General features: G+C 50.4%; 15 protein-coding genes and 1 other RNA gene. 7 read left to right on the plus strand and 9 right to left on the minus strand.

Annotated features, from left to right (window positions below; all coding sequences use genetic code 11):
• The first annotated feature begins 1 nt into the window (after position 1).
• From ACYQ27_RS01635 to ACYQ27_RS01645, 3 genes are read left to right on the plus strand one after another with little or no spacing between them, the layout of a single operon-like run.
• Entirely contained in the window at positions 2-820 is an 819-nt protein-coding gene (locus ACYQ27_RS01635) for a dihydrolipoamide acetyltransferase family protein (protein WP_460040883.1), read from the plus strand.
• On the plus strand, positions 813-1190 hold the full coding sequence (locus ACYQ27_RS01640; RefSeq protein WP_460040884.1) for a Lin0512 family protein: 378 nt from the start codon (positions 813-815) through the stop codon (positions 1188-1190). Before ACYQ27_RS01635 ends, ACYQ27_RS01640 begins: the two co-directional genes overlap by 8 nt.
• The gene (locus ACYQ27_RS01645) at positions 1187-2164 is read left to right on the plus strand and encodes an ATP-NAD kinase family protein (RefSeq protein WP_456453925.1); all 978 of its coding nucleotides are present in this window, start codon (positions 1187-1189) and stop codon (positions 2162-2164) included. The genes ACYQ27_RS01640 and ACYQ27_RS01645 overlap by 4 nt, the downstream gene beginning before the upstream one ends.
• Positions 2165-2179: 15 nt before the next feature.
• On the opposite strand, the gene ACYQ27_RS01650 is transcribed toward ACYQ27_RS01645, so the two are convergent.
• On the minus strand, positions 2180-2971 hold the full coding sequence (locus tag ACYQ27_RS01650) for a lipoate--protein ligase family protein (protein WP_460040885.1): 792 nt from the start codon (positions 2969-2971) through the stop codon (positions 2180-2182).
• Positions 2972-3245: 274 nt separating this feature from the next.
• On the minus strand, positions 3246-4436 hold the full coding sequence (locus ACYQ27_RS01655) for a class I SAM-dependent rRNA methyltransferase (protein ID WP_456453923.1): 1191 nt from the start codon (positions 4434-4436) through the stop codon (positions 3246-3248).
• Between the two features lie 71 nt (positions 4437-4507).
• Here ACYQ27_RS01655 and ACYQ27_RS01660 point away from each other — a divergent pair, with 71 nt between their 5' ends.
• Positions 4508-4813 (plus strand): DUF5748 family protein, encoded by a 306-nt coding sequence (locus ACYQ27_RS01660; protein ID WP_456395870.1) that lies wholly within the window; start codon positions 4508-4510, stop codon positions 4811-4813.
• 48 nt (positions 4814-4861) lie between these two features.
• On the opposite strand, the gene ACYQ27_RS01665 is transcribed toward ACYQ27_RS01660, so the two are convergent.
• The 3 genes from ACYQ27_RS01665 to ACYQ27_RS01675 all read right to left on the minus strand — a co-directional run bounded on the left by ACYQ27_RS01665 (position 4862) and on the right by ACYQ27_RS01675 (position 7995).
• Entirely contained in the window at positions 4862-6016 is a 1155-nt protein-coding gene (locus ACYQ27_RS01665; protein WP_456453922.1) for a tripartite tricarboxylate transporter permease, read from the minus strand.
• Entirely contained in the window at positions 5995-7179 is a 1185-nt protein-coding gene (locus ACYQ27_RS01670) for a hypothetical protein (protein ID WP_460040886.1), read from the minus strand. Before ACYQ27_RS01670 ends, ACYQ27_RS01665 begins: the two co-directional genes overlap by 22 nt.
• Before the next feature lie 66 nt (positions 7180-7245).
• Positions 7246-7995 (minus strand): ATPase domain-containing protein, encoded by a 750-nt coding sequence (locus tag ACYQ27_RS01675; RefSeq protein ID WP_456453920.1) that lies wholly within the window; start codon positions 7993-7995, stop codon positions 7246-7248.
• A gap of 173 nt (positions 7996-8168) precedes the next feature.
• Here ACYQ27_RS01675 and priL point away from each other — a divergent pair, with 173 nt between their 5' ends.
• Genes priL through ACYQ27_RS01690 form a run of 3 tightly spaced genes read left to right on the plus strand, consistent with a single transcriptional unit; the run spans position 8169 to position 11231 of the window.
• Positions 8169-9359 carry a DNA primase large subunit PriL gene (gene priL / locus ACYQ27_RS01680; RefSeq protein WP_456395878.1) on the plus strand — a complete coding sequence of 397 codons (1191 nt, stop codon included), beginning with the start codon at positions 8169-8171 and terminating at the stop codon, positions 9357-9359.
• Positions 9352-10386, plus strand: coding sequence for a DNA primase catalytic subunit PriS (priS, locus tag ACYQ27_RS01685; protein ID WP_456453919.1), 1035 nt, complete (start codon positions 9352-9354; stop codon positions 10384-10386). Before priL ends, priS begins: the two co-directional genes overlap by 8 nt.
• Positions 10383-11231 (plus strand): DMT family transporter, encoded by an 849-nt coding sequence (locus ACYQ27_RS01690; protein WP_460040887.1) that lies wholly within the window; start codon positions 10383-10385, stop codon positions 11229-11231. The genes priS and ACYQ27_RS01690 overlap by 4 nt, the downstream gene beginning before the upstream one ends.
• Here the strand turns inward: ACYQ27_RS01690 and rnpB are convergent.
• The 4 genes from rnpB to ACYQ27_RS01710 all read right to left on the minus strand — a co-directional run bounded on the left by rnpB (position 11228) and on the right by ACYQ27_RS01710 (position 13940).
• Positions 11228-11543: RNase P RNA component (gene rnpB, locus ACYQ27_RS01695), an RNA gene on the minus strand. The two genes, ACYQ27_RS01690 and rnpB, sit on opposite strands and share 4 nt — an antisense overlap.
• Before the next feature lie 37 nt (positions 11544-11580).
• Positions 11581-13209, minus strand: coding sequence for a COG1361 family protein (locus ACYQ27_RS01700; RefSeq protein ID WP_460040888.1), 1629 nt, complete (start codon positions 13207-13209; stop codon positions 11581-11583).
• A 48-nt stretch (positions 13210-13257) separates the two neighbouring features.
• A complete protein-coding gene (locus ACYQ27_RS01705; protein WP_460040889.1) occupies positions 13258-13527 on the minus strand; it encodes a hypothetical protein in 270 nt (89 codons plus the stop codon).
• 5 nt (positions 13528-13532) lie between these two features.
• Positions 13533-13940, minus strand: coding sequence for a DUF61 family protein (locus ACYQ27_RS01710; protein ID WP_456395888.1), 408 nt, complete (start codon positions 13938-13940; stop codon positions 13533-13535).
• Positions 13941-13958 lie beyond the last annotated feature (18 nt).

A 13958-nucleotide genomic window follows, 5' to 3' on the forward strand; every position in this document is an offset into this window, starting at 1 on the left:
TATGAGTGGCGAGGAGGTCAGGTTGATTGCGGAGCAGTATGATGTTGACCTGTCGGAGGTTAAGGGTTCAGGGCCTGGTGGTGAGGTTACGCTTGGGGATTTGGAGGCATACATTAGGGAGCATTTCTACCCTAGGGTTAGGGAGGAGAGGAGGGTTTTTGGTATCAGGAGGGTCATTGCGGAGAGGCTTTCGAGGAGTTACAGGGAGGCTGTTCATGTAACTTTGAACATGGAGGTTGGGATGGATAATTTGATGAGAATGAGGGAGAGGCTGGCGGAAAGGCTTGGGGTGAAGCCTTCTTTCACGGTTTTAATGCTGAAGTGCATTGCAAAAGCCATTAGAGACTTCATTGAAGTCAATGCGGCGATGGAGGAGGGGAGGATAGTTATCTATGAGGATGTGAATATAAACGTGGCCGTTGACAGTCCGGTGGGTTTGATAACTCCCGTAATCAGGAATGTTGATAAAAAGAGCCTTCATGAGCTTCTTGAGGATTACATGGACATTGTGGATAGGGCTAAAAAGGGTAGGTTGAAGGAGAAGGACTTTGTGGGCGGTACTTTTACGGTGACTAACCTCGGAATGTTCGGCGTTGATTCATTCACGCCCATAATAAATCCTCCTCAGGTTGCGATACTTGGGGTGAACAGGATTGTGGAGAAGCCTGTGGTGAGGGATGGGAGGATTGAGGTGGCTCACGTCATGACGCTTTCCCTCACCTTTGACCACAGGGCCATTGACGGTGCTCCAGCGGCAAAATTCCTGCAACGCTTAAAACACCACATAGAAAATCCCGGGGAAGTGTTTGGAGATGAGTGAATGGAAGCGTTATGTCATAGAGATTGGGATGGGAGTTGACCAGCACGGGCAGGACCCCACAAAAGCCGCCGTCAAGGCGGTTAAGGATGCGATAACCCGGGTCTGCACGGTTGGGCTCCTGGAGCTCTTTGATCTCGATTTTGAGAGGGATGTGAGGGCGGAAATCCTCATTGGAGTGCCCTATCCCGAAGGCGTGAGTGCAGATGAGGTTAAAAAAGCGGTTCCAATACCGTGTGAAAAGGCCGTCACGGTTGTTGAAGGCGGGCTAAAGGGGCCCGGAATAGCCCTCAAAGAGTTCGGCGATAAAACGAACGAGATGCTTATGGCTGTGGCATTCATAACCCTCTACGTCAGGAGAGGCGGGACATGAAAGCTGCGGTTGGCATAATAGCGAACCCTGAGTCCGGCAGGGACATAAGACGGCTGGTTGCCCATGCGAGCGTTTTTGATAACATGGAGAAGGTTAGCATAGTCGAGAGGCTTCTTCTGGTGCTGCAGGATCTCGGAGTTGAGCACATAATGGCGATGCCGGAAACATTTGGCATAGTCCCTGGTGCCGTCAACGCAATCGGAGAACACCTCAGCATGGAGGTTGAGATGCTCCCCATGAGGATATTCGGGGACTGGAGGGACACCTACAACGCCACAAGGGCGATGAAGGATAGGGTGAGCGTTATAGTGGTCATAGGAGGGGATGGAACCAACAGGATAGTCGCCAAGGCATGCGGTGATACCCCCATAATGCCCATATCGACGGGGACGAACAACGTCTTTCCCTACATGATAGAGGCCACCATAGCGGGGGAGGCGGTTGCTGCCATAGCCATGGGGGTTGTAAAGGTGCACGAGGGTACTCATAGAACCAAGAGGGTTGAGCTCTTTGAAGACGGGGTTTTGAAGGATATAGCCCTCATAGATGCGGCCGCGACCCTTCACTCGTTCGTGGGATCAAAGGCGGTCTGGAAGCCGGAGTATTTGAGGGAGCTCATCGTGAGCAGGTGCTCCCCCTCCAACATCGGGTTGAGCGCCATAGCGGGAGTTCTCAGGGAGATAACGGAAGATGACGACATAGGGCTCTATCTGGAGCTTGGAGAGGGGAGGGTTATAAAAGCGCCGATAGCTCCGGGTGTTTTCAAGAAGGTCGGGATAAAGGGCTTTAGAGAGCTGGAGCTCGGAGAGGAGGTCGAGGTGAAAACATCCCCCTCCCTCTTTGCGCTGGATGGTGAGAGGGAGACCGAGGTGAGAGGCGAGATAAAGGCAAAGGTTACGAGGAACGGGCCGAGGGTTATAGACTACAGGAAAACGCTGAAGATTGCAGCCGAAAGGGGATTCTTTGAGGATTAATCCGGAGCCATGAGATTAGCCCAGAATGTCCTTTATTTTCTCCTCGAGCTCTCTTCTCCTGATTTTTGGCGGTTTCTCAAGGTTCCACTCTTTTCTTGAGTATTTCTCGCGATAGAGCAGTCTGGCGAGCTCCATCTCTTTCTCCGTCGGTTCATCGAAATAATACCCCGAGGGAAGAACTTTCGAGTAGCCTCGGATTAGGGATTCGATGACATCCTCCGGGGTGACCTCTATAAATTCGGAGAGATTCGCCACCCTGTACTTAACGGGGTCTATTGAGGGCTTGATATTCCGCGGTGTTTTGAGGAGGGATTTAAGCTTCTTTAAGTTGGCATTTACCAGAATTGAGCCGTGAAGGAAGAGGACGCCCCACTTTATGCTCCCCGCGGTTCCCGAGATTTTCCTCCCTTTAAAAACAATATCGCTCGTGTTTCTGAGCTCCGCTTCTATCCCCAGCCCTTCCAGAGCAGTGAGGGTTCCCCTTAACAGGGTGCCGTAGAGGTAGGAGATTGGAAATTTTACCTCTCTCTTCAGGGCTATTGAATAGTTTATGCAGCCCCTGTCATGATAGACCGTCCCTCCACCCGTAAAACGCCTTATTATGGGGAACCCCTCCCTTCTGGCTTCGATTAAATTAATGTCCTCCCCCGGGTCTCTAAAATAACCCGGAACAAGGGCTTTAGCGTTAATCCATATCCTCAACGTGTCGGGAATCAGGTTTCCGCTCCTCGCCCTTGCGAGGGCTTCCTCAAATGCAAGGTTAAAGCGGGGGTCAGGATGTTCAAAGGTTAGAACTCTCAGGGGCATAATTGAAATACGGAGCTCATTGACTATAAACCTAGCGTGAATGGGGCGTGCCTAAAAGTTAAAGCTGGGTTGCTTCCGTGAGTGCTTGAACGTTTTTTGCATCGTTAGAGTGCATCTTCCTCCTCCACAAACACCAACAGTCATAGACACACCCAGCGTGAATGAAAGGTTCTTATATTCTGGGGACGATTTTTGATTGGGCCGCGATGAAGAGAATGCACCTCCTCTGAAAGTTGAAAGCCGAAAGATGAGGAGACGCCCACGGGCAGAGCGGCTATTTCATGTCCTCAACATGGAGAAACAGGCATTTGAGATATTCGGTGTCCTTGGATGCCATGAGTATGGGATGATCAGGGGCCTGAACGCGGTAGGGCTCCACCAGCCTGAGGAACTTCTTCGCCTTGGCCGCAGCTGCAATAACCATGTCCTTGAAGGTCTGCATATCAACATGCTGGGAGCAGGAGCATGTAACAAGAAGGCCGCCCTCCCTGACGAGCTTCATGCCCGCCTGATTGACGTTGAAGTATGCCCTCAGGCCACGCTTTAAGTCCTTCTCGTGCTGGACAAAGGCCGGCGGGTCAATGACAACGACGTCAAACTTCTCGCCGTTTTTTGTCATTTCCTCCATGACCGGAAAGGCCGAACCAACTATGAACTCCATTCTGTCCTCAACGCCGTTCAGCCTTGCATTCTCCTCCGCCATTTTTATGGCCTGGGGGGATTTATCAACCGCTATGACCCTCTCAGCTCCGGCCACGGCGGCATGGATTGCAAAGCCCCCTGTGTAGGTGAACACATCCAGAACCCTGTATCCGGGTTTTATGTACTTTTCCAAGGCGATGCGGTTCTCCCTCTGATCGAGGAAAAAGCCTGTTTTCTGCCCGCGCATGTCAACGATGAACCTTGCCTTCCCTTCCTCGATTATGGTTCTGTATTTCTCCTTGCCGAGGAGGACGCGCTCGATTTCGGGCAGACCTTCCCTTCTCCTTGAGCGACCGGTGTTCTTCTCGAAGACCGTCTCGATTTCAGGCTCGGCTTCCATTATTGCCTCCGCAACGGTGAGTTTGAACCTTTCCATTCCCGCACTTGAGATTTGAAGGGATGCTATTTCATTAAAGCGGTCAACTATAAGCCCGGGAAGGTAGTCCGCTTCACCGTAGACCATCCTGTAGGCCTTTCTATACCCCAGGAACTTTTTCCTGTACTCATTTGCTTTCTTTATTCTCTCCCTGAAGAGTTCCTTTGTTATCTCGGTATCCCTGTCCTTCGTGAGCAGGCGCACCATTATGTTTGAGTTTGGGTTGGCAAAACCCTTCCCGAGGAATTTCTTTCCCCTCGAATACACCTCAACTATATCGCCCGGCCTGATCTCGCCTTCGGTCCTTATCACGCCTTTTTTGAAGATTATCATGGCCCCTTTTTCAATTGCTCTCACAGCTTGAGCATCAACATAAACCCTTGCCATCCTCTCACCCTTCTCAGATTTGGGCGATAGGTATTTAACTCTTGGCATCCTAATATTTAAGGGTGAGTTCTATGAACTTGGACGTTATAAAAGAGTTTCTGGAAGATATTGGTGCAGACTACACGGAGATTGAGGGGGAGATGCATCTCTCTCCGGAGGTTTTCTACGAGGTCTGGAAGTATATAGGACAGCCCGAACTGAAGACCTATGTGATTGAGGATGAGGTTGTGGAGCCCGAGTCCTACGACCCGCCCGAGATGAAGTACACCTCTGTAAGGAAGGTTAAAATAAAGAAGGTTTATTTTGAGACCCTTGAGGATGTCAAGGTTGTTACGGACTACTCCCAGTTCCAGAAGATTCTCAGGGAAAAGTCCTAGCTGGTGTTCGGAGTTTGTTTTTATTTCCATTTCTGTTTCAGTTCTCCACTATCCCATAATTATCCTGAGCATCAGAACTCCCATGCAGTTCGTTCTCTTAACCCCGAGCCTGATTGCCAGATATCCCACCATGCTGGCTGCCGTAAGGAACAGGATTCCCGAAAGGCCGTCAAAGTAATACGATGCGAGGAATATGAAGACCAGTATTCCGATGTTCAGCTTCCTGTAATCCGCTTTCTGGAGCAGTTTTCCGATAAGTCCGGCAAGCCTCACACCGTAGAGCATCACTATCATGGAGACTGCAAGGCTGGTCAGGAGGAGAAAATGCAGCTGGGGGTGGGTCAGATAAACATCCCTCTTTCTCAGGAGTGCCATTACACCGTTTCTCGTTCTGCCCGTAAGATAGAAATTGACGAGGGAGAAGAGGAAGTTGGAGGTGTTGACGGAAAACACCACGGTCAGAAAAGAGCGTTCGTCCTTCGAGATAAAGCTGCCGATAATGGCTGCCTGTGAAGAGGTGAATGTCGGGAGGAGGGATGCCGCCATTCCGAGGAGGGAGCCCAGAAGGGAGAACAGCAGAAATTTCGGGCGTTTCATCTTTATCCCTGCATCCTGATCAAAGCTGAGCTTCCTGATATCTGACCTTAGGGATACAACCAGAGTTGGAACCGCGAAGAGCCCGACAAAGAGATGAAAATACGGCTCTTTCATCGGGAATCTCCCTGCGATGATCCCGAGATAGCCTGATAGGAGGAATATCAGAAGAGCGTAGGCCTTTTTCATGCCCTTTTCACTCAGAATTAGAAATGCTGCAAGAAGGATGACAAAAATCCTCCCTGCGTCGGGGCTGTATCTTTCCGCCAGCGAGGGATATACTAAAAGCAGGGGAAATGCAAAGAGAACGGCCAGAAAGCTTGCCCAGAGCGAAATACTGACGACCTCCAGAGCCCTTCCCTTAAGTACCAGCCTGTGGGCTGGCAGGATACTCAATGCCGTGCCTTCATCGGGAACCCCGAAAAGCGCTGAGGGTATCGAGTCCAGGAAGGTGTGTGTTAGCCCCATCGCATACACGAGGAGCACGAAGGAGAAACCCCCGAAGAGATTCAGGCCATCGAGGAGCGATGCCAGCGTATTTACATGCAGGGCAGGGGTTATTCCTGTGGCCGTGCCAAACAGTATTCCTAAGAGCATCTCCCCGTACATACATCCTCCCCCGACTTGACGGAGAATGCAGGCATACCGCGGTAGGTCGTGAATGTTCCGAACGCTGTAATGCTCTGGTTTTCCCGAAGGGAGATCCCCAGGGATTTTGGGAGCTTCAGGAGAACCCAGCACGAACCCTCCGTTATGTTTGCCAGACCGAAGCCGTTTTTGTACGTCTTAACCCATCCAACGCTGCCATCTATCTTTCCGAATTTGCCGGGAGTGGGTGTGCAGATGCTGTTTTTTAGAGTCTTTCTGGATGCTATCACTGTACATTTCAGGCAGTAGAGGGAGTTTTTCCTCCGGATTGCCTCGAATTTCACCGTGTCCCCTATCTTTGCTTTGAATCCGTACAGTTTGAGGGATGTGCAGTTCATGGAGAGACCTTTTCCTGCGCTGAGAACCATACATCTGCCTTCGGCTATCTCCCCCACGGAAGCCTCCCCAACAGGAACTTTCCGGGCTTTCCCTGTAATCTCAACATCCCCCGGAGACTCGATGATGAGTGTTAGCATGGAGTAAAACCTCACAATGCCCAGAACCCTCACCCTGTCGCCGGCTTTCAGCCGGATGCCGTAGGGGAGGTAGAGGCGAATTTCATGGGTGCCGTTCCATATAACCGTGTCGGGGTGTGTGTAGATGACGATTCCCTCCGCTTTGAAGGGCATTCCGTTCTCGGGTCTTCTCATGTAGCCTCTGGAGGAGAAGTTCACTGGGTAAAACAGGGAACCGTAATGTATGCCCTTCACCTCAAGAACTGTGCCCTTGGCTGCACTGGGGCACCATCCGAGCTTTACCCTCGCCGGGGTCAGCAAATAGCAGCCTTCATCCTTCCAGAACGCCCCTTTAACGCTTTTCAGCTCCAGTACAGCAGGGGTTGCTCTGGAGATATTTACAGGCTTCAGCCTGCTGCCATAGGTGCTGTTAAGCATCACGCCTGAGACCCTGTAGATGGTGCTCACGTTTAGGGTTTTGAGAACCGCAATCTTCTTTTCTCCGTCGGTCAGTATCGAGAATCCCGGGGAGGAGTATATGCAGAGCCCCGTGAAGTTTGCAAGCGTGGTGCTTTTCTGATGCGCATGGGGGGAGTAAAGGCTCATGCCAAGCAGCACTACAATAATGCCTATTGTGAGGACAATATCAAGAAGTCCCATCTTCACCATGATTATTAGTAACACAGGAAACTTAAAAACCTTTCGCTAACTGAGGGTGAATTTTAAAAAGAAACTTTAGTACATCTCGCCGCTCGGGTAGACAACAATCCCCTTGTTCGTTATCTCAAAGGGATACTTACGCATGGAATGCTTCGTTTCACGCATCTTCCTTATCAGGAGGTAGCGCTTGAGCTCAACATCCCTCTCCCTGAAATCCAGCAGAATGAGTCCCCTTGAGATGTACTCCTCAATGCCGTATCTGCTTATCTTCCCTGCCTTCGGGTCTGGAGCTTCAGTCGTCAGAATCGAGGTCACGCCCATTTCGAGGAGTATCGTGTTCAGTTTGAGAAGAACCTCCCTGATCTGGGCCTCCTCTTTGAGCCTGAAGGCTATGGACGGAACAGAGTCTATAACGAGCCTTTTGGCATTTATGGCCTTGACAACACGGTAGATGTATCTCAAAAAGTTCTCCACATTCAGCCTGTCCTCAAGAACGAACTTCTCCTCGGAGGGCAAACCAACGGTTGAGCTCACCCCGTCGATTATAGCAATTAAACCCTCTTCTTCATATTTCTTGAAATCCCAACCAAATGTTTTGGTTTCCCGTCTGAGATCCTGGGCCCTTTCTTCAAGGGTGACAAATACACCGGGTTCCCCGTATTCAGCGGCACCCTTGTAGATAAACTGGGCACCAAATGTTGTCTTACCTGTACCGGTGGAACCTGTTACAAGGATCGTGGTGTTCTTGGGAAAGCCACCGTCAACAAGCTCATCCAAGCCAGGAATGCCACTTTTAACCCTCTCAACCTTATATTCACCATCCATGGAAATCACCTGAGTATCTTGACACGTTTGAGTTTAACTCTCCGGTTACCTATACTGTTTTGGTTTTCCTACGATATAAGTCTTTTGGATGGATAACAACATATCCAAAAATCCTGCACCTGAAAATCACAAGAGTTTTATTTCCATTGGTGGATATCTGATAAGGTGAAGCTATGTTAGACCCATTTGGACCGGCGGCAAAGGAGCTTGTTAAGGAGATAGGGGGCATAAACGAGCTGCTGATGAGAATTCCGGGTTATGTTGGGATAGATGAGGTCATGGAAAGGGTTACCTGGCTCAAAAATGGGGAGTTGCCTTCTGAGTTTCTGGGGCTGGGTGATCTGGAGGATCTCATGGGCTTTTACGCCCTCCTCGGTGCGCTTGCCTTCTCCCCCTACGGCCTTGAGATGGAGGTTGTCAGGGAGGCCAACGCAAGGATATACTCCGAAAGGATATCAAAATACGGTGCCGGTAGCGATGAACTCGGTCTCCCCCTTATGAAGGTCAATGATGAGGAAATTCCTGAGAGGGACAGGGTCATCGTGGAAAAAAGGCTTCACAGCGAAATATCCCCCGAAGAAAGGGAAAAGCTCCGGCTGAAGTACAGGATGCACATCGGGGATATCCTCCGCCTGTGGGAGGGCAGTCTGAAGGACATATACATAAAAAACGGCTACGGCTACCTCACGGAGGGGCAGATGCTGAGGCTATGGAAAAAATCGTTTGAAAAGAACATCGAGAGGGCTGTGGGCATCCTGTATGAAATCCGGGACGAGCTGCCCCAGTACTACCTCCAGCTGTATGAAAGGCTGGGGGAGTTTGCCAGAGACTACTTCAAGGAGAGGCTTGAAAGATTTGGGAGTGCAAAGGCACAGCCCCTGCGTTTTGATCTTTTCCCTCCCTGCATAAAAGCCGCCATGAGGGGAGTTCCGTCCGGCCTGAGGAACTATGCCATTACCGTGCTTCTGACCTCCTTCCTGAGCTATGCCAGGATATGTCCCAACCCTCCGAGGAAGGACATCAGGGTGAAGGACTGCATTAAAGACCTGAGCGTGATAGAGAAGGAGATTCTGCCTGTTATAATTGAAGCCGGAAACCGCTGTGTGCCCCCTCTCTTTGAGGATCAGCCAAATGAGGTCAAGAACATCTGGTATCACCTCGGCTTTGGATTCACGGAGAGGCCGAATATTGAAGACAGCGGGAATACCCCCTGGTACTTCCCCCCGAACTGCGATAAAATAAGGACAAGCGCTCCCCAGCTGTGCAGACCTGACAGGGACTGCAGGAACATAAAGAATCCCCTGACATACTATCTCAGGAAGCTGTATTTTGAGGGCAAGCGGTCGGGTGAGAAAAATGAGTGAGCTCTTCAGGGAGGTTACGAAGAAGGAGAGGCTCCTCTACTACAGGAGGGAATGGAGCCCCAAACAAATGCCGGATTTTCTGGTTGAAACAATCGAAAACAGGGAATTTGGGTTTGACCACACAGGGGATGGGCCGAGCGATAGGAAGAACGTCTTTCAGGATGTCAGGGATCTGGAGGACTACGTAAAAGCGACCGCTCCATATGCCATGTTTTCGAGTGTGGCTCTCTATGAGGAGCCGAGGGAAATGGCCGGCTGGCTGGGTGCCGAGCTCGTGTTTGATATAGATGCCAAGGACTTGCCCCTGAGAAGATGCCAGAGCCTTCATCCAAGCGGACAGGTGTGCCCCATCTGCCTTGAGGATGCGAAGGAGCTCGCAAGGGACACGCTGATTGTTCTGAAGGAGGATTTTGGATTCCAGAATGTTCATGCAGTTTATTCCGGTAGGGGATATCACATAAGGGTTCTTGATGAATGGGCCCTCCGGCTTGATGGAAAGGCCAGGGAGAAGATTCTGGCGTATATCTCGTCTGCTGAGGAGATAACGTTTGAAGACATTCAGGGCAGGAAGATTATGCTCTCATCGGGCTACTTCAGGGTCTTCCGTCTCCGCTTCGGCTATTTCGTGAGAAGGATCAGCGAAAATCACCTCCTTAATATAGGTCTGAATAAAGCCCAAGTAAGGAAGATACTCGGAAACAGAGAGCAAATCTATGATGGTTTTGTCAGGAAGGCACTTTTAACCTCATTCCCCCGCGGCATAGGATACAGAACACTGCTGAAGCTTTTTGCGCTCTCATCAACGTTCTCAAAGGCGTATTTTGACGGGAGGGTTACGGTTGATGTGAAGAGAATCCTGAGAGTTCCTTCAAGCCTCCACTCAAAGGCAGGCTTTGTAACGACGTATATCGGGACCTCGGAGAGGGATCTCGAAAAATTCAATCCTCTCAGGGATGCTGTTCCTAAATTCAGAAAGAGAGAGGTTGAAGAGGCATATAAAATATGGCGCGAGGAGCATGAGGAATGATATCCGGAAGAGTTAAAATCACAGTATCAATGCTGATCTGGGGAAGTGTGGGAATATTCAGCAGGTTTACTCACCTAACGGGTCTTGGGGTGGCATTTTTCAGGGTTTCCCTTGGTGCCCTCCTGTTTCTGGGAATTTATAGCTTCAGGGAGCCAATGTGGCTGAAGAGGGTTCATGGCGAACTGAGAGGGAACTGGATGTGGATTCTGCTGCTCGGTGCTGCACTGGCTTTGAACTGGGTTTTTCTCTTCACAGCATTCCTCTACACGACGATAGCGGAGGCAGTCCTTGTTTATTACACCGCCCCCATCATTGCCGTCATAATCTCCGCAAGGTTCCTCGGTGAGAAAATCACAGGGACACGGGTATTTCTAATAGCGCTCGCATTTATGGGGGTTATCACGATAATGAGCGGTGAAGGCGTGAGCACGGCAAACAAAGGGCTGATTCTGGCGCTCCTTGCGGCCTTTTTCTATGCCCTAATCCCCAACCTCGGAAGGTTCCTGAGCGGCATGGACTCTGAAGTTCTAACGTTTTCCCAGCTTGCTGTGGCCGCAGCGATCCTCGCACCCTTTGTATCTGTGGCGGGAGTCTCATCAGGGGGAATCAGCTGGCCGGCTGTAGGCGTTCTGGTCGTGGTTCATACAGTCCTTGCCCTGTTGCTGTACATGAAAGGCCTGAGGGAGGTGGAGGTCAACGAAGCCGCCCTGCTCAGCTATCTTGATCCCCTGAGTGCTGTTGTCTATGCGTTTTTGATTTTTGGGGAGATTCCTTCCCTGAGAACTGCGGTCGGTGGTCTCCTGATACTCTCAGCATCGCTGGCAGACATACTGAAAAAGAGGTGAGGGGGCTATAGCCCGCCTTCTGTATTCAGGAGCATTCGACTGAGCGGCCTACCACGGGACTCCCACCGGGAATTCATCGCCCCTCCTTTGGCCTTGCACCCCGCGGGACGGCCGTTTCACCGCTTCCCGGCAGGTCGTCTGCGGGTTAGCTCGGCCTTCGTCGCCGAAGGCCTTCGCCGCTTTCATCCCCATCCCTGCCGGGCCGTGTCGTTTCTGCGCCGTTGCCCTCCCTCTCGGGAGGTGCCTTGCGGCACCGCGGCCCCGGTGCGGTGGGCGGAACTTCCTCCTTGCGGACAGCTCCAGCCCCCTCACCAGAGTGGGTTTGAGAAAAGGGGAATAAAAAGATTTCTCACTTCTTTGGGAGCTCCTTATTCTCCCTGAATTTTGGCATTTTCGGCCGTTTGAACCTTCCGAGGGGGGATTTTCTTTTCGGCTTAGGCCTTGTTCTCCTCGCGGGCCTTGATCTCACGTTCTCATAATATCCCACCGCTATTATTGCGAAGACTACAAGGATTATCACCGCATAAAGACCCCTGCTTCCCCCTTCGGGGCTCGATGTTGTGGTTATCTGGGTTGTTGAGGGGGTTTTTGTTTTTGTTACGGTCGTTGAAGTGGATGTGCGGGTGGAGGAGGGAGGCTTCAGCATCAGGCTGCCTTCTTTCACTGTTTGTTTGCCGAGGGCGCTCAGTGAAAATCTGTAGTACACCTTCTTCCCGACCGGAACCTTGAAGTTGAGCTTCATTGTGAGGGCTCCCTGAGGTATCGTTATCTTCAGCGATTTTTTATACAGGGCCTTCCCTTCGGTGTATATCTCATAGTACAGATTTCCGGGAACGGCTTCAGCGTTGTCATTTATGATGTTCAGGGTGATTTCCACGCTATCCGAACCTGTTTTTCTGTACGTGATTTTTGAGAGAACAGGATACGCCACAACACGATAGTCCGTGTGGAAATTTTTGAGCAGAAGCTTTCCGTAATAAACACTTATGTTTGCCCTGATGTTCCCTGATACATTTGTGGGCAGCTCCAGCGTTATTACCCGGGTTCCCTTCTTTACCTGAAATGCCCTGTTCATCCTGTAAATCTCCTTCTCCCCAGCGGTGGCCTTGATTTCAATCCTCAGGGGGATGTCCCTGTCAGCTATCAGGGTCAGGTATGCGACGTTGTTTTCACTGAGAAAGACCTCGGAAGACTTGGTTGACAGGTTTATTATATTAACCCCAATTCCGACTTTGATGACCTGGGTAAATTTCTTCTCCCCTCCGGGATATTTAATCGTATATACAAGGGCGTATGTGCCTTCAGGAAAGTCGGTGGGTATGCTTATCTCGAATCTGATTGTGTTATCTCCCGGGTTCAGGATTACCTCTCTGGTCTGGCCCAAATAGTGCTTCCCATCTTTCTCCAGATATGCCCCGGCGGTAACCTTGACATTGAAATGGGCGAGGTTCTGCACATGGGAATAGACAACGAGCGTATCCCCGGTAAAGGGATGGGTGTACTCCTCCCTGCCCTTAACGTACATGGAGAGCTTCCCGAACTGAAGGGGGTTTTTAATAACCCTCACGGGAATCCTTGCTCTCAGAATATACAGCCTTCCCCCTCCCGATGAGAGCGCCCTGAACCTCAGCAGCAGGGAGTAGCTGCCTTCTGGGACGTCTTTTCCCGCGCTGATGTTGTAGTTTATGACGTAGCTCCTGCCTATTTTCCATCCAATAAAGTTTGTTCTGTCCATTGTGAAGCTGAATCCGGACACTTCATTTCCCCTCTCATCCACAACCCTGAAGTCCTGAAATGTTACGAGGTCATACGCCAGGTTTCCGGAATTTGTAATGATTATTGATCCTGAGGAGTAGTCCCCGGAAATCACGGTGATGCTGCCCTTGATGCTCAGTGAGGTGTTCTGGGCGAGAGCCGGAGGCATGAACAGGATCATGGTTAGCATGAACATAATAACCATCACGGTGCTTCCCTTCATCACCATCCCCTGGGATACTTTTGACTTTTAATAATATAAAGTTCGTGTTTATCCAAGGAAGAAGAGGATAATTCCTGCTATCAGAATGCCCGAAAAGAACATGATGCTGATTCTGTAGAGAGTCAGCTTTGAGAAGTGCGGTCTGGCCATCAAACCTATGATTATGAGCAGCATTCCATAGACAGCTGAAAATATTCCGAGGGCCTTCTTTATGTCAATCCCTGCTATGAGGAGTACCCCCAGGAGAGCTCCCGCTATGACTGTTATATGCGGAATAGTGAATGCATAGTATCTCATCAGGATCCTTTCATCATCCATCTCGCTCACTCCATAACAAATGCGTATGTTGTGGTTGTGGGCAGGGTTTTTCTGATCTTCGGGAGGAGGTATCTTGGAAGTATAACCTCGGTTTTCTCCTCAAGCAAGTCGTACCGGTCAAGGATTTTTTCTATAACCTTAACCTCAACCCTTCCCCTGACTTTAAAATAACCGTGCCATGTTCTCGTAATCTCCAGTATTATCGGGAGGCGGAGGCTTTCGGCTTCCTCCCTTTCAATCAACGTGGAAATCAGCTCAAGTTCGCTTTTTCTGAAATAATGGTGGCTGCCGTCTCTGAGCTGAATTTTCGGCTCATCCTCCTCCATGAGCCGGGCCAGAGTTTTTCTCGCCTTTGGCAGGTGGCTGTTTATCCTGCTTATCTCCCTGTGTATAATCTCGTCTGGATTTGGCATGATATCATATACTCACCT

Source organism: Thermococcus atlanticus (genome assembly GCF_054657855.1).

Coding starts and splice junctions, on each gene's coding strand:
- ACYQ27_RS01635 (WP_460040883.1), top strand. CDS start 2: ATGAGTGGCGAGGAGGTCAGGTTGATTGCGGAGCAGTATGATGTTGAC.
- ACYQ27_RS01640 (WP_460040884.1), top strand. CDS start 813: ATGAGTGAATGGAAGCGTTATGTCATAGAGATTGGGATGGGAGTTGAC.
- ACYQ27_RS01645 (WP_456453925.1), top strand. CDS start 1,187: ATGAAAGCTGCGGTTGGCATAATAGCGAACCCTGAGTCCGGCAGGGAC.
- ACYQ27_RS01650 (WP_460040885.1), bottom strand. CDS start 2,971: ATGCCCCTGAGAGTTCTAACCTTTGAACATCCTGACCCCCGCTTTAAC.
- ACYQ27_RS01655 (WP_456453923.1), bottom strand. CDS start 4,436: ATGGCAAGGGTTTATGTTGATGCTCAAGCTGTGAGAGCAATTGAAAAA.
- ACYQ27_RS01660 (WP_456395870.1), top strand. CDS start 4,508: ATGAACTTGGACGTTATAAAAGAGTTTCTGGAAGATATTGGTGCAGAC.
- ACYQ27_RS01665 (WP_456453922.1), bottom strand. CDS start 6,016: ATGTACGGGGAGATGCTCTTAGGAATACTGTTTGGCACGGCCACAGGA.
- ACYQ27_RS01670 (WP_460040886.1), bottom strand. CDS start 7,179: ATGGTGAAGATGGGACTTCTTGATATTGTCCTCACAATAGGCATTATT.
- ACYQ27_RS01675 (WP_456453920.1), bottom strand. CDS start 7,995: ATGGATGGTGAATATAAGGTTGAGAGGGTTAAAAGTGGCATTCCTGGC.
- priL (WP_456395878.1), top strand. CDS start 8,169: ATGTTAGACCCATTTGGACCGGCGGCAAAGGAGCTTGTTAAGGAGATA.
- priS (WP_456453919.1), top strand. CDS start 9,352: ATGAGTGAGCTCTTCAGGGAGGTTACGAAGAAGGAGAGGCTCCTCTAC.
- ACYQ27_RS01690 (WP_460040887.1), top strand. CDS start 10,383: ATGATATCCGGAAGAGTTAAAATCACAGTATCAATGCTGATCTGGGGA.
- ACYQ27_RS01700 (WP_460040888.1), bottom strand. CDS start 13,209: ATGAAGGGAAGCACCGTGATGGTTATTATGTTCATGCTAACCATGATC.
- ACYQ27_RS01705 (WP_460040889.1), bottom strand. CDS start 13,527: ATGGATGATGAAAGGATCCTGATGAGATACTATGCATTCACTATTCCG.
- ACYQ27_RS01710 (WP_456395888.1), bottom strand. CDS start 13,940: ATGCCAAATCCAGACGAGATTATACACAGGGAGATAAGCAGGATAAAC.